The sequence below is a fragment of the Allobosea sp. AAP35 genome (genome assembly GCF_001295925.1).
GTDB lineage: Bacteria > Pseudomonadota > Alphaproteobacteria > Rhizobiales > Beijerinckiaceae > Allobosea.
The window spans coordinates 117,354-139,843 of record NZ_LJHQ01000002.1 but is presented as its reverse complement, the minus strand read 5'-3'; the positions used below and the strand labels follow the sequence as shown (position 1 = coordinate 139,843).

At 66.6% G+C, this 22,490-nt stretch carries 16 protein-coding genes; 8 read left to right on the top strand and 8 right to left on the bottom strand.

Annotated features, from left to right (window positions below; all coding sequences use genetic code 11):
* Positions 1 to 228 precede the first annotated feature (228 nt).
* From IP69_RS00960 to IP69_RS00940, 5 genes are all read left to right on the top strand, one after another.
* Positions 229 to 1,836, top strand: coding sequence for an ABC transporter substrate-binding protein (locus IP69_RS00960; protein ID WP_054140947.1), 1,608 nt, complete (start codon positions 229 to 231; stop codon positions 1,834 to 1,836).
* Between the two features lie 175 nt (positions 1,837 to 2,011).
* Positions 2,012 to 3,043, top strand: a complete 1,032-nt coding sequence (locus tag IP69_RS00955) for an ABC transporter permease (protein WP_054140922.1) — start codon at positions 2,012 to 2,014, stop codon at positions 3,041 to 3,043.
* Positions 3,044 to 3,227: 184 nt separating this feature from the next.
* A complete protein-coding gene (locus IP69_RS00950; protein ID WP_054140921.1) occupies positions 3,228 to 4,076 on the top strand; it encodes an ABC transporter permease in 849 nt (282 codons plus the stop codon).
* Between the two features lie 163 nt (positions 4,077 to 4,239).
* Positions 4,240 to 6,021 (top strand): ABC transporter ATP-binding protein, encoded by a 1,782-nt coding sequence (locus IP69_RS22240; RefSeq protein ID WP_054140946.1) that lies wholly within the window; start codon positions 4,240 to 4,242, stop codon positions 6,019 to 6,021.
* Between the two features lie 81 nt (positions 6,022 to 6,102).
* Positions 6,103 to 6,426: a hypothetical protein gene (locus IP69_RS00940; RefSeq protein WP_054140920.1), complete on the top strand. Its 324-nt coding sequence runs from the start codon at positions 6,103 to 6,105 to the stop codon at positions 6,424 to 6,426.
* 133 nt (positions 6,427 to 6,559) lie between these two features.
* On the opposite strand, the gene iolE is transcribed toward IP69_RS00940, so the two are convergent.
* The 7 genes from iolE to IP69_RS00905 form a co-directional block, all read right to left on the bottom strand.
* Positions 6,560 to 7,444 carry a myo-inosose-2 dehydratase gene (iolE, locus tag IP69_RS00935; RefSeq protein WP_054140919.1) on the bottom strand — a complete coding sequence of 295 codons (885 nt, stop codon included), beginning with the start codon at positions 7,442 to 7,444 and terminating at the stop codon, positions 6,560 to 6,562.
* 148 nt (positions 7,445 to 7,592) lie between these two features.
* Positions 7,593 to 9,443 (bottom strand): 3D-(3,5/4)-trihydroxycyclohexane-1,2-dione acylhydrolase (decyclizing), encoded by a 1,851-nt coding sequence (gene iolD / locus IP69_RS00930; protein WP_054140918.1) that lies wholly within the window; start codon positions 9,441 to 9,443, stop codon positions 7,593 to 7,595.
* A gap of 187 nt (positions 9,444 to 9,630) precedes the next feature.
* A complete protein-coding gene (iolC, locus tag IP69_RS00925) occupies positions 9,631 to 11,565 on the bottom strand; it encodes a 5-dehydro-2-deoxygluconokinase (protein ID WP_054140917.1) in 1,935 nt (644 codons plus the stop codon).
* A gap of 123 nt (positions 11,566 to 11,688) precedes the next feature.
* Positions 11,689 to 12,570 carry a MurR/RpiR family transcriptional regulator gene (locus IP69_RS00920; protein ID WP_054140916.1) on the bottom strand — a complete coding sequence of 294 codons (882 nt, stop codon included), beginning with the start codon at positions 12,568 to 12,570 and terminating at the stop codon, positions 11,689 to 11,691.
* Positions 12,571 to 12,854: 284 nt separating this feature from the next.
* On the bottom strand, positions 12,855 to 13,658 hold the full coding sequence (locus IP69_RS00915; protein ID WP_054140915.1) for a glucose 1-dehydrogenase: 804 nt from the start codon (positions 13,656 to 13,658) through the stop codon (positions 12,855 to 12,857).
* A 138-nt stretch (positions 13,659 to 13,796) separates the two neighbouring features.
* Complete coding sequence (locus IP69_RS00910) at positions 13,797 to 14,816, bottom strand: TRAP transporter substrate-binding protein (protein WP_054140914.1); 1,020 nt, start codon at positions 14,814 to 14,816, stop codon at positions 13,797 to 13,799.
* A gap of 203 nt (positions 14,817 to 15,019) precedes the next feature.
* Positions 15,020 to 16,888, bottom strand: coding sequence for a TRAP transporter large permease subunit (locus IP69_RS00905; RefSeq protein ID WP_054140913.1), 1,869 nt, complete (start codon positions 16,886 to 16,888; stop codon positions 15,020 to 15,022).
* Positions 16,889 to 17,192: 304 nt separating this feature from the next.
* On the opposite strand from IP69_RS00905, the gene IP69_RS00900 reads away from it, so the two are divergent.
* The 3 genes from IP69_RS00900 to IP69_RS00890 all read left to right on the top strand — a co-directional run bounded on the left by IP69_RS00900 (position 17,193) and on the right by IP69_RS00890 (position 20,711).
* On the top strand, positions 17,193 to 18,050 hold the full coding sequence (locus IP69_RS00900; protein ID WP_349236282.1) for an IclR family transcriptional regulator: 858 nt from the start codon (positions 17,193 to 17,195) through the stop codon (positions 18,048 to 18,050).
* Positions 18,051 to 18,234: 184 nt separating this feature from the next.
* Positions 18,235 to 19,860 carry an acyl-CoA synthetase gene (locus tag IP69_RS00895; protein ID WP_082358723.1) on the top strand — a complete coding sequence of 542 codons (1,626 nt, stop codon included), beginning with the start codon at positions 18,235 to 18,237 and terminating at the stop codon, positions 19,858 to 19,860.
* Complete coding sequence (locus IP69_RS00890) at positions 19,857 to 20,711, top strand: DUF296 domain-containing protein (RefSeq protein ID WP_054140911.1); 855 nt, start codon at positions 19,857 to 19,859, stop codon at positions 20,709 to 20,711. Before IP69_RS00895 ends, IP69_RS00890 begins: the two co-directional genes overlap by 4 nt.
* Positions 20,712 to 20,835: 124 nt before the next feature.
* Here the strand turns inward: IP69_RS00890 and IP69_RS00885 are convergent, their stop codons facing one another.
* Positions 20,836 to 22,464: an acyl-CoA synthetase gene (locus IP69_RS00885; RefSeq protein WP_054140910.1), complete on the bottom strand. Its 1,629-nt coding sequence runs from the start codon at positions 22,462 to 22,464 to the stop codon at positions 20,836 to 20,838.
* Positions 22,465 to 22,490 lie beyond the last annotated feature (26 nt).

Below are 22,490 nucleotides of genomic sequence, written 5' to 3'. Positions count from 1 at the left end.
CTTGCGGTGGGGAGGGCTAGGGTGGGGGGCAGTGCCGCTCGGCCAGACCTCGAAGGATGGGGCTCTGGCTTTTCGGCCCCCCCAGCCCTCCCCACCGCAAGCGGGGGGAGGGAGTGACCTCCCAGCGGCGCTCTCGGGGAGCTGAGAGAACCCATGGCACCGGCCTTGCATAATGTTCCGTACGGAACCAACCTGTCGATCGTCACCAAAAAAAGCGAGGGGATCATCATGAGCATCTTGAGGAGAGCCTGCCTGGCGACTGTGCTTCTGTCGTCGACGGCCCTGCCGGCACTGGCGCAGACCCGCGCCGAGACTCTGCGCCACGTCACCGGCGCCGCCATCAACACGCTCGACCCCAATATCCCGGGCTCGACGCGCGAGGCCTTCGGCCTGTCACTGCTGACCTATGATCGCCTGCTCTCCTTCGGCAAGAAGCAGCTCGACGGCAAATGGGTCTTCGACCTCGACACCTTCAAGCCGGAGCTCGCCGAGAGCTACACGGTGAGCCCCGACGGTCTGAAGATCACCTTCAAGCTGCGCAAGGACGCCAAGTTCCATGACGGCGCGCCGGTGACGGCGGAGGACGTGAAGTGGTCGCTCGACCGTGCGGTGACCGCCAATGTGCTCGGCAAGGGCCAGCTCCTGACGGGCTCGCTGACTTCGGCCGACCAATTCAAGGTCGTCGATGCGCACACGTTTGAAGTCACGCTGCCCAAGCCCGACAAGCTGGCGCTCGCCAACCTCGCCGTGGTCTATCCGGTGATCTTCAACTCCAAGCTCGCCAAGTCGAAGGCGACAGCCGAAGACCCCTGGGCGCTGGCCTGGCTGAAGGAGAACACCGCAGGCTCCGGCGCCTATATCATCGAGAGCTTCAAGCCCGGCGAGACCACGATCCTGCGCCGCAATCCGGACTGGAACCGCGGCTCGGCGGAGAAGCCCGCCGCCTTCAAGCGCATCATCACCCAGACGATCCCCGAGGCCGCTACCCGCGCCAACCTCGTCGAGAAGGGCGATGCCGACATCGCCATCGACCTGCAGGCGACGGATGCCGCCGATCTCGAAAAGAAGGGCAAGCTCAAGGTCATCTCGACCCCGCAGTACAACGCCATCACCTTCGTCTCGTTCAACAACCAGATGGCGCCCTTCGACAAGATCGAAGTTCGCAAGGCGATCGCCGCCGCGCTGCCCTATGAGGACATGTTCAAGGCGGCGCTGTTTGGGCGCGGCGCGCCGCTCTATGGCGCGACCTGGGCCGACGGCAAGGCGCCGACGGGCGCGACCTTCCCGATCCCGCAGCCGGTGAAGACCGATCTGGCGGAAGCCAAGAAGCTCCTGACCGCGGCCGGCTTCCCCGACGGGTTCTCGACGACCTTCTCCTTCAATGTCGGCCAGGCCAGCACGGCTGAGCCGATGGCGGCGCTGCTGAAGGAATCGCTCGCCAAGATCGGCATCAAGGTCGACATCCAGAAGCTGCCGGACGCGCAGATGTCGACGCTGATCAACGAGAAGAAGGTGCCGTTCTTTACCGAGGGCATCGTCGCCTGGCTGCCCTCGATGGATTACTTCTACCGCAACTTCTATATCGGCCCGATCCGCTGGAACTACTCCTCGCTGAACGATCCGCAGATCACGGAATGGGCCCAGACCGCCCGTTTCGAGCCCGACATGGCCAAGTACGCCGCGCTGGGCAAGGATCTCAACACGCGGCATTTCGAGCTGATGCCGCAGATCCCGCTCTGGCAGCCGTCGCAGGACGCGGTGATGGCGCCCTCGGTCGAGGGCTATGTCTACCAGTTCCACCGGCAGATCGACTTCCGGGATCTGAGCCGGAAGTGAAGTTGGGCTGATCGGCTCGCAGACCACAACGTCATCCTGGGCTTCGCGCAAGCGAAGTCCGGGATCCATCATCGAGCACTGAGATGCCCTATGATGGATCCCGGCCCGCGCCGCTTCGCGGCTTGGCCAGGATGACGGAGTGGATTTGAAACAGGGCGAGCGAGACCACGAACGCATGTCGCAACTCTCCACCACTGCCAAACGCGCCGGCTGGCGCTTCGCTTCGTCGCTGCCGGCGCTGTTTGGCGTGCTCGTCTTCACCTTCCTGCTGATGCGGGTGCTGCCGGGCGATCCGGCGGTGTTCTTCGCGTCGGGCCCCAGCGCGGGCAAGGAAGAGATCGAGATGATCCGCAAGCAGATGGGCCTCGACAAGCCGGTGCCCGAACAGCTCGTGCGCTATCTCGGCGATATCGGCTCAGGCAATCTCGGCCGCTCGCTGACAACGGGGCAGCCGGTGCTGGCCGACCTCAAATCCCGTCTGCCGGCCTCGCTGGAGCTGACCTTCTCCGCCCTGCTGATCGCGCTCCTGACCGCGATCCCGCTCGGTGTCGCGGCGGCGCTGCGGCAGGGATCCTTTGTCGATCACATCGTGCGCTTCATCTGCGCGCTCGGCGTCTGCGTGCCGACCTTCGTCTCGGGGCTGCTGTTAATTTATGCGTTCTACTATCTGCTGGGGATAGCACCCGATCCGACGGGGCGGGTCGACATCTTCTCGTCGCAGCCGCCGCTGGTGACCGGCTTCCTGCTGATCGATTTCGCGCTGGCCGGTGACTGGGAGGGCTGGCGCGCAGCGGCCTCGCAGCTCGTGCTGCCGGCTTTCACCATGGCGCTCTTCGTGGTGGCGCCGCTGGCGCGGATCACGCGCGCGGCGATGCTGGCCTCGCTCGGCAGCGATTTCGTCCGCACCGCGCGCTCGCTCGGCCTGCCGCCACGCAAGGTCATCGTCACCTATGCGCTGCGGAACGCGCTGCTGCCGGTCCTGACCATCGCGGGCATCGTGTTCTCGACCATGCTCGGCGCCAACGTTCTCGTCGAGAAGGTGTTCTCCTGGCCCGGCGTCGCCTCCTACGCGCTCGATGCGCTGCTGGCCTCCGATTACGCGCCGGTGCAGGGCTTCGTGCTGCTGATGGCCTCGATCTTCGTCGTGGTGAACCTGACCGTGGACGTGCTCTACGGCGTCGCCGATCCCAGGGTGTCGGTGGAATGAGGGGATTTTCAGCACACGTCATGGTCGGGCTTGACCCGACCATCTCGGAAACGAGCTTAGCTCCCAAGAGATTCTCGGGTCTGCGCTTCGCTTCGCCCGAGAATGACGGGACGGGTTCACCCAGTCGTGGGTTCCGGGTTCGTGCCTTTGGCGCGCCCCGGAAAGACAGGGGAGGAGCCATCTCATGACCTCATCCACCCTTCGCCACACCGTCTGGATCCTGCGCGGCAACCCGGTGACCGCTGTCGCGGCGGCCGGCGCCTTCATCCTGTGCCTGCTCGCCATCATCGGCCCCTGGATCGTGCCCTTCGATCCGATCGCGTCCGACGTCGCCAATGCGCTGCAGCCGCCGAGCGCGAAATACTGGGCGGGAACCGACCAGCTTGGACGCGACGTGTTCAGCCGGCTGATCGTGGCGACGCGGCTAGATCTCGCGATCGCGGCCTCGGCGGTGAGCCTGTCCTTCGTGCTCGGCGCGGTGGTCGGGGCGCTCTGCGGCTATACCGGCGGGCGGCTCGACCGCTATGTCGGGCGCTTCGTCGACGTGCTGATGGCCTTCCCGCTCTTCGTGCTGGCGATGGCGATGGTCGCCGCACTCGGCAACCGGGTCGAGAACATCGTGATCGCGACCGCGATCATCAACCTGCCGTTCTATATCCGCTTCGCGCGGGCGGAGGTGAATGTCCGCCGCAATGCCGGCTGGGTCGAGGCCGCGCGCGCCAGCGGCGACAGCCATGTCTCGGTGGTTCTGCGCTTCCTTTTACCCAATGTGCTGCCGGCGATGGCGGTGCAGGTCTCGCTCAATCTCGGCTGGGCGATCCTGAACGCGGCGGGCCTCTCCTTCATCGGGCTGGGCGTCTCTGCGCCCACGCCGGAGTGGGGCATCATGGTCGCGGAGGGCGCGCGCTTCATCTCGACCGGCAAATGGTGGCTGGTCGCCTTTCCGGGGCTGGCGCTGATGTTGACGGTGTTGTGCTTCAACCTGCTCGGCGACGGCCTGCGCGACATCCTCGATCCGCGGATGCGGACGTGAAACGCATGCCGGTTTTTCTCGGAAACACGCCGTCATCCTGGACAAGCGGCGTAAGCCGCGCAGGCCGGGATCCATCAAAGGGCGCTAGCGCTCCAGGATGGATCCCGGGCCTTCGGCCCAGGATGACGGCGCGGTTGGGTCGCCAGGCGGCAGAGTTTTGATCATGACCACCTCTGCCAGCAATGTCCCCCTGCTCGCCATCGACGATCTCCACGTCACCTTCTCGACGCGGCGCGGGCTGGTCGAGGCCGTGCGCGGGGTGTCGTTCTCGGTCGCGGCGGGCGAGACGCTCGGCGTCGTCGGCGAGAGCGGCTCCGGCAAATCGGTGACGGCGTTTGCAGTGACACGGCTGCTCGATGCCTCCGGCCGGGTCAGCCAGGGAAGCATCCGCTTTGCCGGCGAGGACATTACCAGCGCCTCCTCGAAGCAGCTGCGCCGCCTGCATGGCGCGGCGATCTCGATGATCTTCCAAAATCCGCGCGGCGCGCTGAACCCGATCCGCACGGTCGGCCAGCAGATCGCCGACGCGATCATGGCGCATGAGCCGATCTCGGCGGGGGAGGGCCGGGCGCGGGCGCTCGACCTGCTCAAGGCCGTGCTGATCCGCGATCCCAAGAAGCGGCTCGACGCCTATCCGCACGAGCTGTCCGGCGGGATGTGCCAGCGCGTCATGATCGCCATGGCGATCGCCTGCGCGCCCAAGCTGCTGATCGCCGACGAGCCGACGACGGGACTCGACGTCACCACGCAGAAGACGGTGATGGACCTGCTGGCGAAGATCACCGCCGAGCGCGGCATGGCGATGATCCTGATCACGCATGATCTGGGCCTCGCCTCGCGCTACTGCCAGCGCGTCTGCGTGATGGAGCAGGGCAAGGTGGTGGAGGAGGCGCAGCCGCTCTCGCTGTTCAGCGCGCCGCAGCACCCCTATACAAAGCGCCTCGTCGCGGCCTCGCCGACCGCGACCTCGACGATCGCGGATCTCGCGCCGGAGGCGCTTTCGCCGCCTTTGTCCCACAGCCCTCATCCTGAGGAGGCCGCAGTAGCGGCCGTCTCGAAGGATGGTCCAGAGTGCGCTGGAGCATCCTTCGAGACGCGGACTATGTCCGCTCCTCAGGATGAGGGCTTGGGAAACACGGAAAAGAGAAAACCCGCGCCCGGCACGCCGCTGTTGCTCGAAGTGCAAAATCTGGTGAAGCGCTATGATCGCGGCGTGGTCGCGGTGAACGACGTCTCCTTCTCGATCAGGGCCGGCGAGAGCCTCGGCCTCGTCGGCGAATCCGGCTCGGGCAAGAGCACGATCTCGCGGCTGGTCTGCCGGCTCATCGACGCCAGCGAGGGCGAGATCCTGTTCGACGGGCAGGCGATCGGCACGCTGCCGGCGCGCGATTTCCACCGCTCGCCCCTGCGCAAGGACATCCAGATCGTCTTCCAGGACCCGACCGACAGCCTCAACCCGCGCTTCAATGCCTTCGACTGCATCGCCCATCCGCTGCGGCGGCTTCTGAACATGAAGGACGGGGCGGCACTGACCGCCCGCGTCAGCGAATGCGCGGAACGCGCCGGGCTGCCAAGCGAATTGCTGGAGCGCTTCCCGCACCAGCTTTCGGGCGGGCAGAAGGCGCGTGTCGGCATCGCGCGCGCCATCGCCTGCCGGCCGCGCCTGCTGATCCTCGACGAGCCGACGGCGGCGCTCGACGTCTCCGTCCAGGCGGTGATCCTGCAACTGCTCGACCGTTTGCGGCGCGAGGACGATCTGGCGCTGCTCTTCGTCAGCCACGACCTCAACGTCGTCCGGATGATGTGCGAGCGCACGGTGGTGATGCAGAACGGGCAGATCGTCGAGCAGGGCGAGAGCCTGGCGTTGTTTGCCGCACCCCAGACGGCGTATGCGCGGACGCTGCTGGAGGCGGTGCTGCATCTCGGCGGGCCGACATCGCGCTGAGGCCCGTGATCAGGCCTTGAAATTGCGGCAAAGCAACGGAACATGGGGGCTGCCGTTTGCCGATGCCCAAGGACAGCCCTCATGCTGCGACGCCTGCTGCTGCCGACTGCCCTGATCGTTTCAGCCCTGATGCTTGGCTCCTGCGCGATCCCGACAGCGCGCTCGAACATCGTCGTCCTGACGGACAACAAGGCGATCGTCGAGCCCTGCACCAGGCTCGGCGAGATCGACGGCGCCTCGGAGCTTCACGCGATCCTGGTGCTCGACAAGGCACGCGAGGCGGCCCTGTCGCGCCTGAAAATCCGTGGCGCCGACATGGGCGGGACGCATGTGCTGAGCAGCGTCGCCGACATCAAGTGGAAGGGGCCGTCGACGTCCGGGACGGTCTACAAATGCGGGGCGTGAGAGATCATCCGGCCTCGTGATCCTGGCCCAGCGGCACAGCCGCGCCGGCCGGGACGCATCATAGGGCAGGACGTTCGATGCGCGGGATACCGGTCGGGCTTCGGCTACCCAAGGATGAGTGCTTCGGGTGCGCTCACGCCAGCCCTGCTTTCTCGATGAAGCGGTTGAGATTGGCATGGCCGAGCTTGGCATAGGTGGCGGGCTCCGCCTTCTGCGGGTCCTGCTCGGCCTCGACGACAATCCAGCCCGAATAGCCGTGAAGCTCCCGCAGCACGCGGACATAATCGATCAGGCCGTCGCCCGGCACGGTGTAGACGCCGGCCAGCACCGACCGCAGGAACGACCAGTCCTCGCGGTTGGCCTGCCACATCACGTCCTCTCGGATGTCCTTGGCATGGACGTGGTGGATGCGAGGCTTCCAGTGGCGGGCGATGCGGGCGGGATCGCCGCCGCCCCAGGTGGCGTGGCCGGTGTCGAGCAGCAGCCCGACCGGGTCGCCCGTTACCGCCATGAAGCGATCGATCTCGGATTCGCTCTGCACCACCGTGCCCATATGGTGGTGGTAGACGAGCTGGAGGCCATATTCGTCCCGCACTGCTTGCGCGAAGTTGGTGTAACGCGCGCCGAAATCGGCCCAGCCGTCCTTGGGCAGAATCGGCCGGGCGGAGAGCGGAGTGGCGATATCGGAGTGGATCGCGTTCGACGTTTCCGCCGCGATCAGAACGCTGCAGCCCATGTCGCGCAGCAGCGTCGCATGGGCCTTCACGGCGGCCATCTCGGTGGCGACGTCGCGGACCAGCAGCTCCGTCGAATACCAGCCGGAAACCAGCGCATGGCCGTGAGCGTCGAGGATCGGCTTTAGCGTCGCGGCATCTCGCGGGAACTTGTTGCCGAGTTCCATGCCGGTGAAGCCCGCCGTGCGGGCCTCGCTCAGGCAGGTTTCGAGCGGGATGTCGCCGCCGATCTCCAGCATGTCGTCATTCGACCAGCCGATGGGGTTTGCGCCGATGCGGATCATGTGTGGGGTCTGTCCCATGCTGTTGTTAATGGAAACACGCCGTCATCCCGGACAAGTCGCGAAGCGGCGCCGATCCGGGATCCATGCCTGAACCGTTCCGGCATGGATCCCGGGTCTCCGCTTCGCTCCGCCCGGGATGACGGCGCGCTTAATTCCCGACACGCTGGCGCTGCCGTTTGGAGTCATACTCCGCCCGCGCCGCGCGGACCTCCGCGCGCTTGCTGACCTCCGGCACCGCGACGTCCCACCAGGCCCCGCCGGCCTGCGTCGAAGCGAGCGGGTCGGTGTCGATGACAACGACCGTGGTGCGGGTGTTCGCTATGGCTTGGGCGAGCGCGGTTTCGAACTCGGCGATCGAGCCGGCCTTAAGCGCGATGGCGCCGAGGCTCGCCGCATGGGCGACGAAGTCTATCTCGGGCAAGGTCTCGTGTCGGGCGTCCTGGAGCAGATTGTTGAAGGAGGCGCTCCCCGTGGCGTTCTGGAGGCGGTTGATGCAGCCGAAGCCGCGATTGTCGAGGAGCACGATGGTGAGCTTCAGACGGAGCATCACGGAGGTCGCGATCTCGGAGTTCAGCATCAGATAGGAGCCGTCGCCGACCATGACGACGACCTCGCGGTCCGGCCGCGCCATCTTGGCGCCGAGCCCGCCGGCGATCTCGTAGCCCATGCAGGAGAAGCCGTATTCGCCGTGATAGGAGCCGGGAGGACCGGCCTGCCAGAGCTTGTGCAACTCGCCCGGCAAGCCGCCTGCCGCATGCAGCAGGATGATATCGGAGCCGAGCGCGCGCTGGACGGCGCCGATCACCTGCGCGTCCGAGGGCAGGGCGGCGTTGGTCGTGGCGGTGACCGCATCGGCCTCCTTGCGCCACTCGGCCTTGCCGGCCCTGGCGTTGTCCGTCCAGTTTTCGGGGGCCTGCCAGTTGCCCAGTGCCGGATAGAGCTCGGTCAGACCCTCGCGTGCATCGGCGACGAGGGACAGAGCACGATGCTTGCCGGCATCGAAAGGCTGGACGTTGAGGCCGATGATCGTCTTGTCCGAACCGCCGAAGAGCGTCCAGGAGCCGGTGGTGAAATCCTGCAGGCGGGTGCCGACGGCCAGGATCAGGTCGGCCTCGGCGGCGAGGCGGTTGGCCGCGCTCGTGCCGGTGACGCCGATGGCGCCCATGTTCAGCGCAGCGTCGTCCGGCAGGGAAGACTTGCCGCCTTGCGTCTCGCAGACGGGGATGCCGGTCGCGGTCGAGAAGCGGGCAAGGTCGCCGCTGGCGCTCGAGTAGAGCACGCCGCCGCCGGCCACGATCAGCGGCTTCTTCGCCGCCTTGAGCGCGGCCGCGGCAGCCTGAAGTTCGGTACGGTCCGGGCGCGAACGACGCGGGCACCAGAGGCGCTCTTCGAAGAAGCTTTCGGGATAGTCATAGGCTTCCGCCTGCACGTCCTGGCAGAGCGCGAGCGTCACGGGGCCGCATTCGGCCGGGTCGGTCAGCACCTGCATGGCGCGGGCGAGCGCCGGGATGATCTGCTCGGGGCGGGTGATACGGTCGAAATAGCGCGAGACCGGCTTGAAGCAGTCATTGGCCGAGACGGTGCCATCGCCAAAAGCCTCGACCTGCTGGAGGACGGGGTCGGGGATACGGTTGGCGAAGACGTCGCCCGGCAGCAGCAGGACCGGCAGGCGGTTGACATGGGCCAGCGCTGCTGCGGTCACCAGATTGGTCGCGCCCGGGCCGATCGAGGTCGTCGCGGCCATGAAGCGGCGGCGCATATGGGCCTTGGCATAGGCGATCGCCGCATGGGCCATGGCCTGCTCGTTATGGGCGCGGAAGGTCGGCAGGCGCTCGCGCTCCTGCCAGAGCGCCTCGCCCATCCCTGCGACATTGCCATGGCCGAAGATCGCCCAGACGCCGCCGAAGATGGGCAGACTCTCCCCGTCGATCTCGGTCATCTGGCGGCTGAGGAAGCGCGTCAGCGCCTGCGCCATGGTGAGGCGGATGGTGGCGATCATGTCGGGTTTCAACTCTCTATCACAAATAATGGTGTCATTCGGGGGCTTCGCGGAGCGAAGAACCCGGAACCCACGACCCGGCGAGCCATTCGCAACCGGGTTTGAGATGTCTCACCTGGTCGTGGGTCCGGGTTCGCGCCTGCGGCGCGCCCCGGAATGACAGAGGTGGCTCCCGGCCGGACATAGACTACGCCGCCTTGCGGCCGCGCGTGGCAAGCCAGAGGTCGGTCAGGGCGCCAAAACGGCGGGCCATGTCGGCGATGGCCGCCTCGTCGTCGAGCCTGCCGGACAGCCAACCTTCGGCAGCGGACATGAAGATCGTGCGGCCGACGGCGAAGCCCTTGACGATGGGGGTCGATGCCGTCGCGGCGAAGCCGGCTTCGAGTTCGTCGAGAGCCGCGTCCAGCCCCAAAAGCAGCACGCCCCGGCACCAGGGATCGTTATGCGCGATGACGCTCTCGATCGCGCTCCAGGCCAGGGCTGAGGCCTGTGGTTCGAGCTTCCACCAGTCCGGCTTGATGCCAAGCGCGTAGAGTTCCTGCAATGCGCGGGCGATGGTGTCGTCGCGCAGCGGGCCGTGTTTGCTGGCGATGATCTCGATCAGCAATTCGCGGCCGACTTTTCGCGCCGCCTCGAACAGGCCACGCAGCTTGTCCTGCTGGGCCTGCTTCAGTGCCGGCTCGTCGTCGGGATGGTAGAAGCAGAGCGCCTTGATGCAGTGGTCGACCGGCCATTCCGGCAGGAGCGAACCGATGTCCTGGCTGGTCTCGAAACGCAGGGGACGCGATCCCGGCAGCTCGACGGGGCGGCCGAGCCAGGAAAAGGGGTGGCGGGCGAATTCGAACATCGCCTCGCGGCCATGCGTCTCGTCGAGCAGCATGCCGTAGCCCGGCCGGCCATTGGCGACGCGGGCGGCGGCCTTGACCGCCAGCACCTTGAAGGCGCGGATGCGGGCGGGATCGGCGCCGAGCCTGGCGGCGAGTTCCTCCAGTTGAACGCGGTGGTCGCAGGCGAGTGCCATCAGCGCGGCGATGTCGCGTCGGCGCGTCGTCGCCCAGTGGATGTGGTTGATCGCCTCGTCCTTGCGCAGCGCGAAATGCGGGCTGCCGTGCTTGAGGAAGTACTGCAGCTCCGCGAAGGTCGGGCTTTCGGGCGAGCAGAGGAGGCGCGAGACGGCAAAAGCGCCGCAGGCATTGGCCCAGGTCGCCGCCGTCTTCAGGCTCTCGCCGCCGAGCCAGCCGCGCAGGAAGCCCGACAGGAAGGCATCGCCCGCGCCCAGCACATTGTAGACCTCGATCGGGAAGCCCTTGCCGACGATGCCGGCTTCGAGATCGTCGGGAATCGCGCCCTCATAGACGATGCAGCCCATCGGGCCGCGCTTGAGGACGATGGTGGCCGAGGACAGCGCGCGGATGGTCTTCAGCGCCGGCAGCAAATCGCTCTCGCCCGAGGCGATCAGCACCTCTTCTTCCGTGCCCACGATCAAATCGCAGCCGGGGAGGACCGTCTTCATCCGCTCAGAGACGGCCGCGGAGGCGATGTAGCGGCTGTCGCCCTGCGCATGACCGGCGAGGCCCCAGAGATTGGGCCGGTAGTCGATGTCGAGCACGATCTTGCCGCCCTGCGCCCGCATCAGGCGCATCGCCTTGCGCTGGGCGGCCTCGGTGTTGGGCCTGGCGAAATGGGTTCCTGTGACGACGACGGCGCGGGCGGTGGCGAGGAAGGCCGCGTCGACATCGTCTTCCTCCAGCGCCATGTCGGCGCAGTTCTCGCGGTAGAACAAGAGCGGGAAGGAGGTGTCGCTTTCGACCGAGAGGATGGCGAGCGCGGTGAGCCTCGTCGGGTCCGTCGTCACGCCGTCGAGGGCTACTCCCTCGCGGGCGAGTTGCTCGCGCAGGAATCGGCCGAACTGCTCGTTGCCGACGCGGGTCAGCAGCGCCGAGCGCAGGCCCAGCCGAGCCGTGCCGATCGCGATATTGGCCGGGCAGCCGCCGACGGATTTGGCAAATGAGGTGACATCCTCGAGCCGCGAGCCGATCTGCTGGCCGTAGAGATCGACCGAGGCGCGACCGATGGTGATAACGTCGAGCATTTGCGCCGGCCCGGCTTGCGCTGCCGCCATGGGTTTCTCCCGCCCTTGCCAGTCCATCATCGCTGCCCGACGCGGGCACCGGCGCCGCGCGGCTGACGAAATAATAATTCTACTGTGTAGTCAATTCGGAACGAGCGTTCCCGCGGCCGGCCGTCAGGCGATGGCCGTCTGCGTTCTGGCGCGTGGCCTGGCCGGCTTGCGGCCCCGGCGGGTGTCGCCGACACCGACCGCCAGCGTCATGGCCAGCGCCATCGTGGCCGAGAGCGTGCGGAACCCGCCGAAATCGGCCTCCGCGACCTCGAACCAGATCGTCGCGAACTGGACGAGCGGCGAAAAGGCGCTGTCGGTGACCGCCACCACCGGCACGCCGCGCTCGGACAGAACACGCGTCTCTTCGATGGTTTCCGGGGCATAGGGCGAGAAGCTGACGGCGAAGGCGACGTCGCGCTTCGTTGCGAAGGAGAGGATTTCCGGCGCGAGGCCGGCCGCCGATTCGACGAGCTGGTTGCGCACACCGAGCTTGCCGAGCGCGTAGCCCATGTAGCTCGCAACCGGATAAGAGCGACGTCGCGCCAGGATGTAGACCGTCTCGGCTTCAGAAAGCGCGGCGATGGCGCTGTCGAGAGCGGCTGCGTCGATCGAGCGGGCCATCAGGTCCAGCGAGGTGCCCGAGGCTGTCAGAAATCCTTCCAAGATGCGGTGATGGGCGCCGTTGCCGCCGACATCGGCGCGCAGCGCGGCCAGCCGCTCCTCATAGCTGGAGTTGCGCTCGCGCAGGCGCCCGCGAAACACCGTCTGCAGGCTGGTGAACCCGTCGAAGCCCAGATGCTGGGCAAAGCGCACCAGCGTCGAGGGCTGGACGCCGGAGGCCTCGGCGATGCTGGCGGCCGTGCCGAAGGCGATCTCGTCTGGATTGTCGAGCGCATAGGCGGCGACCTGGGCTATGCGCTTGGGGAGAGACTGGCGGCGACTGAGGATGAGCGCCCGCAGCCCGTCGAAATCGCGGGGGAGATCGGGGGGGGATCCGTCATCCATCAAAATACGCCTTGCGGTCGCCGAAATCTCTGGTTCCGTTCTGGCAGCGCCGGCGGAATGGATCAAGTGTTCCAGCTATGGAATATCGTTCGTGGTGTTCCGGGTTGATAGAAATGATGCAGCGCTTCTTCGCTCGGAAACTTCGCCGTCATTCCGGACAAGCCGCGCAGCGGCGCCGCTCCGGAATCCATCGTCGAGCGCAGGTCCCTACGATGGATTCCGGGTCTGCGCTTCGCTTGCCCGGAATGACGGCGTGTTTCGGAGCGCAAATTGAGGCAGATGAATCATCCCATCGCCCCGACCGAACAGGTCTGTCCGCCATCGACCGGCAGGCAGACACCCGTGATGAACTTCGCTTCGTCGGAGGCGAGGAAGACGGCCGCGTTGGCGATGTCCCAGGCGGTGCCCATCTTCCCCATCGGCACGAGCGCGTCGCGGGCGGCGACCATCTCGTCGGCCGAGGCGTATTGCCCGGAGATCTGCTTGTAGATCATCGGCGTGTCGATCAGCCCGGGCATGATGCAGTTCGCCCGGATGCCTTGCCGCGCATACTGCATGGCGAGCGCCACCGTCGCCTGGTTCACGGCAGCCTTCGTGGCGTAGTAGGCGAAATAGGGGTAGCCCACCCAGCGGATCGCGGCGATCGAGGAGATGTTGACGATCGCGCCGCCGCCGCCGGCCAGCATATGCGGGATCACGGCCTTGGAGCAGCGATAGACCGGGCCGAGATTGAGGTCGATCGCGGCCTTGAACTGCTCCTCGGAGAGCTCCACCGGCCCGCCCATATGGGTCACGCCGACATTGTTGTGCAGGATGTTGATGCGCCCGAAGCGCGTCATCGTGGCAGCCACCACCGCATCGATCGAGGCCTGCTGCGTGACGTCCGCCGCGAGCGCGATCGCGACGCCGCCCTCGCCATTGATGATCGCGGCGGTCTCGTCGGCCGCCGCCTGGCTGATGTCGATGCAGGCGATGCGGGCACCCTCGCGGGCATAGGCGACAGCCGCGGCCTTGCCATTGCCCCAGCCTTCGCCGGAGGAGCCGGCACCGAAGACGATGGCGATCTTGCCCTTGAGCCGGTCGGCCATGGTGGGGTCTCTTTCGTGTCGCGGTCGAACCGCGCCGTCATGCTCGGGCTCGACCCGAGCATCTCCTGCAGGAGATTCTCGGGTCTGCGCTGCGCTTCGCCCGAGAATGACGGGCGCGGTCGTCGAAAGCCTCTCTGCTCAGCTCAGCGAGCCGCCGACGGCCTTCTCCAGGATCGCCCAGGCCTCGTCGCCATACTTCTTCTTCCACTCGGCGTAGAAGCCGGCCTTGCGCAGGGCGTCGCGGAAGGGGTCGGCTTTGGTCTCGTTGAAGATCATGCCCTTGGCGGTCAGATCATCGCGCAGGCCGGCGTTGAGCTTGGCGACGTCGGCGCGCTCCAGCTCGGCGGCGGCGTTGAGGTTCTTGGCGACGATGGCGCGCAGATCCTCGGGCAGGCGCTCCCAGGCGCGCTTGTTGCCGAGGAACCAGAAGCCGTCCCACATATGGTTCGTCAGCGAGAGATACTTCTGCACCTCGAACAGCTTGGCGGTCGAGATGATCGCGAGCGGATTCTCCTGGCCGTCGACGATCTTGGTCTGCAGCGCGGTGTAGACCTCGGCGAAGTTGATGCTGGCGGGCGCCGACTGGAAGGCGGTGAACATCGAGGTCCAGAGCGGCGAGACCGGCACGCGGATCTTGAAGCCCTTGAGGTCGTCGGGGGTGTTGATCGGCCCCTTGGACGAGGTCATCTGGCGGAAGCCGTTGTCCCAGATCTTGTCCATGACGACGAGATTGGCCTTGCCGATCTGGCCGCGCACATAGGCGCCAAGCTCGCCATCCATCGCCTTCCAGACGGTGTCGTAGTTGGGGAAGGCGAAGCCTATGCCGGAAACCGAGGCGTTGGGCACCAGGGTCGAAAGGATCAGCGGCGACAGCGTGAAGAACTCGACGCCGCCGGAGCGGACCTGGCTCAGCATGTCGGTGTCGGAGCCGAGCTGGTTGTTGGGGAAGATCTGGATCGAGACGCGGCCCTTGGTCTCGGCCTTGATCTTCTCGACCGCCTCATTGGCGCGGATGTTCATCGGATGCGCGAGCGGCAGGTTGTTGGCGTATTTGTAGGCGAATTCGGGGGTCTGCGCGGAGGCGGAGCCGATATGGAAGGTGCCGATCGCGGAAGCGGCGGCGGTGCCCTGCAGCAGGGTGCGGCGTGAGATGGTCATGGTGTCTTCTCCCTGTGGTGGTTTTGTTTTTGGCTTGTGGTCGAGCTTGGTGTTCTAAGCCCTCATCCTGAGGAGCGCTCCGCAGGAGCGCGTCTCGAAGGATGCTCCAGGAGGTTTCGGAGACATCTGGAGCATCCTTCGAGACGCCGCTGACGCGGCTCCTCAGGATGAGGGCAGAGGGTCGGGTCGGCTGTTTTCCTCCCTCACAGCACCCAGGTCGACAGGACCGGCACCACCGCAATGATGATAAGTCCGGCCAGCAGCGCGATGAGATAGGGCCAGATCGCGCCCATCGCCTCGTCGGGCGAGACATTGCCGATCTTGCAGGCGATGTAGAAGCCGATGCCGATCGGCGGCGTCATCAGGCCGATGTTCATCGCGGTGACCACGACCATCGAATAATGCACATCGTTGATGCCGAGATTCTTGGCAATCGGGAACATCAGCGGCGCCATCAGCACGATGGCCGGCAGTCCTTCCAGGACGCAGCCGAGGATCATGAAGACGACGATGGTCACGGCCATGAAGGTCAGCCAGCCGCCGGGCAGCCCGGTCATGATATTGGCGAGATCGCGGGCGAAGCCGGTCTGGGTCAGGGCCCAGGCCATGGCGAGCGCCGTGCCCAGGATCATCAGGATCGCGCCCGACAAGGCGGCGGTCTCGACGAACATCGCGTAGAATTTGCGCCGGCTGATGCCGCCATAAAGGATCATGCCGATGATCAGCGCGTAGAGTACGGCGATGGTCGAGACTTCCGTCGCTGTGGCGACGCCACCGCCGACCGCGCCGCGGATGATGAAGGGCAGCACCAGCGCCGGACCGGCGATCAGCGCGCTTTTGCCGATGACTGAAAGCGAGACGCGGCGTACGCCGGCCATGTCCTCATGACGCGCCTTCCAGCGGGCGAGAATGGCCAACGCCAGCAGCAGCACCATCGCGATGGCAAAGCCGGAGTTGAACAGGCCGGCGATCGAGACGCCGGCGACCGAGCCGAGCACGATCAGCACGATCGAGGGCGGCACGGTGTCGGCCATCGCCGCGCCGGTGGCGAGCAGGGCGATCAACTCCTTGGGCTGGTAGCCGCGCCGCTTCATCTCCGGGAAGAGGGCCGGCGCCACCGTCGCCATATCCGAGACCTTCGAGCCCGAGATGCCCGAGACCAGGAACAGCGAGCCGAGCAAAACATAAGACATGCCGGCGCGGACATGGCCAAGCATCGAGGCAAGGAAATCGACGATCGCCTTGCCCATTCCTGTGGCATCGAGCACGCAGCCGAGCAGGACGAAGATCGGAACGGAGAGCAGGATGATGCTCGACATGCCCTCGTCCATGCGGCCGACCATCACGATCATCGGAACGCTGGTCGAAAACATCAGGAAGCAGAGCGTGCCCATGCCGAAGCAAAACGCGATCGGCACGCCGGCAACCAGGCAAAGCGCGACGACGCCGAGCAGGAAGATCAGGATGTTGCCGTAGCCCAGCCCCTTGAAGACCGGCGTCAGCAGGTAAAATGCCACGCCGATGGCGACGACCAGCGCGGTCGCCAGCACGAGATCGCGCAGGGTCGAGGTCCGGTAGGCGTGCCGCAGCGCCAGAAGCGACATCAGGATGATGCCGGTGGCGAGCGCCGAGACGCGCCAGCTGTTGGGGATGTTCAGTGCCGCCGAGGTGACGAAGCTTTCCTCGATCGCATAATCGATCGCCGGATAGACCATCGCCAGCAGGAAGGCGGCGACCACCAAAAGCGCGAAGGTGTTGGCGAAGCCGCGCAGGCGCTCCGGCATCATGCCGATGAACAGCGTCAGCCGGAGATGCTCGTTACGGTCGATGGCGATGGCCGAGCCGAGCATGGCGAGCCAGAGAAACGAGATCGAGGCGACCTCGTCGATCCAGATCACCGGCAGCGAGAAGACGTAGCGCGAGGTGACGCCGAGCAGCAGCACGCCGATGATCAGCGCCACCAGACCTGCCGCGATCGCCTCGACCGGGCGCATGAAGGGCGAGCCCGGGCGGACGTCGTCAAGTTCGGCGATGGCTTCGGGCAGGGCGATCCTGTCGGCGATATCGACCATGATGCGGCTTAGGCGCAGGCCAGGCTGGAGCGCAAGGCGCTCCTTGCCAATGGCGAAAGCAGAGCTGGCGCGCGTCCGGCGCCCTTGCGGGTTGCCTGTGTTGACATCGGTTCATCCTCCCATGCGCGTCGATCTTGGTGGCTTGTCGTGCAGCCGTCGACGCGGTCCATACTGTGATCGAGATCACATCCGGTTGCTGCGGAGATTACACGGACGACACGGCATTGCAATCCGGAATGGAGCCATCTAGGCTCTTGCGATAAGAATAAGGTCCATATTGTGGACCAATCTCGAGGAAGCCAGGGTGGTAGCAACACACGCGTCGCGCGCCGGGATGTCCGGGTCGCAGAGCGTCGACCGCGCCTTGCGACTGCTTGCTCTGATCGGCCGCGAACCGGCCGGCGGGTTGCCGCTCGTTGAGATCGTGACCGGCAGCGGCCTCAATAAGCCGACTGCGCGCCGGCTGTTGCTCGCATTGATGCGGGCCGGGCTGGTCGAGCAGGAGCCGAAATCCCGGCACTACTGCCTTGGCGAGGAGGCTTTCGTGCTCGGCGTGCTGGCTGCGCGGCGGCACGGGCTCCTTGAACTGGCGATGGAGAGCCTGCGGCGGCTTTCGGCGGTGACGATGGACACGAGCTTCCTCTCGGTGCGCCGCGACAATTACTGCGTCTGCCTGCATCGCGAGGAGGGCACCTATCCGGTGCGCACGCACGCCCTGCAGATGGGAGACCAGCATCCGCTGGGCGTCGGTGCCGGCTCGCTCGCCTTGCTGGCGGCGCTGCCGGACGATGATGTGGACCGTATCGTGACGGCCAATGAGGCGGTGCTGCTGGCGCAGTATCCGGGCTTCGCGCCCGCGCTGATCCGCGCCGATCTGGCCTTGGCGCGGGAGCGTGGCTTCTCGGTGAATCCCGGCCGGCTGGTCAGCAGCTCATGGGGCATCGGCGCGGCTTTCCGCTATCCCGACGGGCGCGTCGCCGGAGCGCTCAGCCTGGCCGCGATCGACAGCCGCATGCAGCCGGCGCGGCAGGAGGAACTCGCCGGTCACCTCGCGCAGGAGGTCGCCCGGATGGAGCGGCTGCTCGCCGAGATGTTCGTGTCCGGGGGCAAAGGTATGGGCGGACGGCCTGTCAATGTGGCGCTCGAGGCGAGGCGGGCGTGATGGCAGAAAGCACCGGCTCATTCGCTCACAGCTGCGAATTTCACAGAGCGCCGTCATCCCGGGCGACCGCAGGGAGACCCGGGATCCATTCCGGAACGGTTCAGGCATGGATCCCGGGTCTGCGCTTCGCTCCGCCCGGGATGACCGCGCGCTTTCGTCGAGGGAGATCCAGAAAATGACCGTGATGACAGCCTCTCCCCCCACCGGCGGCGTTGTCCCGATGACGCGACGAGTGATGAATCTCGGCCATATCGCGGCGCAGAACGCGCGCCGGCTCTCCCATCACCCTGCCTTCATCTGGGGCGGGCTGACGCTGAGCTGGGCCGATCTCGATGCGCAGGTCTCGGCGCTGGCGGCGGGGTTGAGGGCGTGCGGCATCGGCAAGGGCGACCGCATCCTGGTGCACTCCAAGAACTGCGACGCGATGTATGTGTCGATGTTCGCGACCTTCCGGCTCGGCGCCGTCTGGGTGCCGACGAATTTCCGGCTGCTGCCCGACGAAGTCGCCTATCTCTCGACCTCGTCCGGGGCGAAGGCCTTCGTGTGTCATGGCGATTTTCCCGACCATGCGGCGGCAGTGGCGAAGGCGACCCCCGCGCCGGACTTCACCTGGCGGGTCGGGCCCGGCGCCTTCGGCGAGGACGAGGTCGGCGCGGTGATCGCGCGGCACATGGGCGAGCGCGTCGCCGATGTCGCCGTCGAGCATGACGACCCGTGCTGGTTCTTCTTCACCTCGGGCACGACCGGGCGCTCCAAGGCCGCGGTGCTGACCCACGGCCAGATGGGCTTCGTCATCACCAACCATCTCTGCGACCTGGTGCCGGCCACGACGGAAGCCGATTCCTCACTGGTGGTGGCGCCGCTCTCGCATGGGGCGGGCGTGCATCAGCTGATGCTGGCGGCGCGCGGCGCGACCACCATCCTGCTGCCGACCGAGCGCTTCGACATCGACGAGGCCTGGCGGCTGATCGCCAGCCACCGCGTCACCAGCCTGTTCACGGTGCCGACGATCCTGAAGATGCTGGTCGAGCATCCGGCGGTCGAGCAGCACGATCACTCGTCGCTGCGCTATGTCATCTATGCCGGGGCGCCGATGTATCGCGAAGACCAGAAGCGGGCGCTGGCGACGCTCGGCCCCGTGCTGGTGCAGTATTTCGGGCTGGGCGAGGTCACCGGCAACATCACCGTCCTGCCGCCCTCGCTGCATGCGGCGGAGGACGGGCCGAATGCGCGTGTCGGCAGTTGCGGCTATGCCCGCACCGCAATGCAGGTGCAGATTCAGGACGAGGCGGGCGAGGAGGTCGAGACGGGCGTGCAGGGCGAGATCTGCGTGATCGGGCCTGCCGTGTTCGCCGGCTATTACGACAACCCGGAGGCCAATGCGAAGTCGTTCCGGAACGGCTGGTTCCGCACCGGCGATCTCGGCCATATGGATGAAGAGGGCTTCGTCTACATCACCGGCCGCGCCTCGGACATGTACATCTCCGGCGGCTCGAACATCTATCCGCGCGAGATCGAGGAGAAGATCCTGACGCATCCGGCGATCGCGGAGGTCGCGGTGCTGGGTCTGCCCGATCCGGTCTGGGGCGAGATCGGGGTCGCCGTCTGCGTTTGCCGGAGCGGCGCACAGGCGAGCGAGGCCGAGATCGCAGGCTTCCTCTCCGAGAAGATCGCCCGCTACAAGATGCCCAAGCGCTTCTTCTTCTGGGATGCGCTTCCCAAATCAGGCTATGGGAAGGTGCCCAAGCGCCTGGTTCGCGACGAACTGGAAGCGCGCGGCGAGCTGGATTGGCTGAGGACCGTTTCTTGAGACGCATCGAACAGCCTGGTCCGCCCGCGCCCGCGCGCATCGTCTTCGCCGAGAGCCACGGCCTGCGTTTCGAGATGACGCTTCAGGCCGGCCTGCCGCTGCTGGAGGCTGTGCGGCGCAGCTTTGCGGCGGCGGGCTTTACCAGCGGCGTCGCCCGGATCGACGGCCTGGGGCTCGGCCCTTTCGCCTATGTCATGCCGGCGCTGTCGAAGACGCCGAAGCATGCGGCGTTCTACAGCGAGACGTTCCGGCCGCCCGGCATCGCGCGCGTCGAGGCCGGAGCCCTGACCTTCGGCCTGCGCGATGGCGTGCCGTTCTTCCACTGCCATGCCTTGTGGAGCGAGGCCTCGGGCGAGCGCAGCGGCGGTCACATCCTGCCCGAGGAGGCGATCGTGGCGGAGGAAATCACGCTGCCGGCGGTGGGGCTCGACGGGGCGGTGTTCGTGGCGGGGCCCGACCCCGAGACCAACTTCAAGCTGTTTGGCCCCGCGCATGTGCCGCCGCTGGGCACGACGCGGGATGGGCGTTTTCATGCGCTGCGCGTGAGGCCCAATGTCGATCTCGCCACGGCGCTGGAGGCGTTCTGCGCCGAGCGCGGGATCCGGCGCGCCACGATCCATGGCGGCGTCGGCTCGACGATCGGGGTGCGTTTCACGGATGGCCGAAGGGTCGAGAATTTTGCCACCGAGGTCGCGATCACATCGGGGCTCATCGCCGATGAGGGGGAGGGTGTGCAGGCGCAGATCGACGTCGCGCTGGTCGATTTCACCGGAGCCATGGCAAGCGGGCGGCTCACGCGCGGCGACAATCCCGTGCTGATGACGTTCGAACTGGTGCTCGAGGTGGGGTAGGGGGGACGTCATTCTCGGGCGAAGCGAAGCGCAGACCCGAGAATCTCGGGCCGATGGGCGCGGCAGGCCTCCTCCGGCCGGAGATGCTCGGGTCAAGCCCGAGCATGACGCGTCTTCACCCCGCTCACCCCTCCCGCAGCTTCGCCACCTCCCTCTCCCGCAAATCCTTCCTCCTGATCTTCCCCGTTGCCGTCAGCGGCAGCTCCGTCACGAACTCGACCAGGCGCGGATACTGATAGGCGGCAAGCCGCTCCCGGACGAAGGCCTGGATCTCTGCGGCCAGTGCATCCGAGGGCACGACGCCGGGCTTCGGCAGGATGAAGGCCTTGATCGCCTCGGTGCGGATCGGATCGGGCACGCCGATCACCGCGACCATCAGCACGGCGGGATGGCGGATGATGCAGTCCTCGATGTCGCCGGGGCCGATGCGGTAGGAGCCCGAGGAGATGATGTCGTCGTCGCGGCCCTGGAACCAGAGATAGCCGTCCTCGTCGCAGGTGCCGGTATCTCCGGTCAGGAGCCAGTCGCCGGCGAATTTCGCTGCCGTTTCCTCCGGCTGGCGCCAGTACTCCAGCATCATCACCGGGTCTGGCCGGGCCACCGCGATCAGGCCCGGCTTGCCCGCCGGCAGAGGCTCGCCCTCGGGCGACACCACCGCGACGCGGTGGCCCGGCACCGCGCGGCCCATCGAGCCCGGGCGGATCGGGAAGAGATCGGCGTTGTTGGCGACGAGCAGATTGGCTTCGGTCTGGCCGTAGAACTCGTTGACGGCGAAGCCGAAGGTCTCGACGCTCCAGTCCAGCATGTCGGCGCCGAGCGTCTCGCCGCCGCTGCCGATCGAGCGCATGGCGTGACCAAAACGGCGGGGATCGCGGACCTGGCGCATCAGCTTGAGCGCGGTCGGCGGCAGGAAGGCGTTGCGGACCTTGTGCCGCGCCATCAGATCGAAGGCGGCCTCGGGGTCGAATTTGCGGGCGCGCGAGGCCAGCACGGGCACCCCGAAATACAGGCTCGGCAGCAGCACATCGAGCAGCCCGCCGATCCAGGCCCAATCGGCCGGGGTCCAGAACAGGTCGCCGGCCTGCGGGAAGAAAGCCTGCGGCATCTGCACGCCCGGCAGATGGCCGAGCAGGACGCGATGGGCATGAAGCGCGCCCTTGGGCTTTCCGGTGGTGCCGGAGGTGTAGATGATCACGGCGGGATCGTCGGCGCGGGTGTCTACGGCGGAGAAATCGTCGGAGGCCTTCGCCATTTCGGCCGCGAGATCGAGATGACCACTGGGGCCATCGACGACGAAGATCATCCGCAGATCAGGCAGTGCGTCGCGGATCGCCTCGATCTTGGGCAGGTTCTCGGCGTCCGTGATCAGCGCCGCCGCGCCGCTGTGCTGCAGCCGGTGCTCCAGTGCCTCGGGGCCGAACTGGATGAAGAGGGGCAGGGCGATGGCGCCGAGCTTGTAGACCGAGAGATGGGCCATCGCCGTCTCGGGGCGCTGCGGCAGCAGGATGCCGACGCGGTCGCCGGCCGCAACACCATGACCGCGCAGCAGGTTGGCGACGCGGTTCGACGCGCGCTTGAGGTCGTCGAAGGAGAGCGTGACGAGACCCGCCGCCTCGTCCTCGTAGATCAGCGCCGGCTTGTCGCTGCCATCGGCATGGCGGTCGCAACAGGCGACGCCGATGTTGAAATGCGCGGGGATGTTCCAGCGAAACCGGTCGAAAGTCTCGCGATAGGTCGCGTGGCGCTGGAGCATCGGCCTCACCTGCTTCGTCGTGGCGG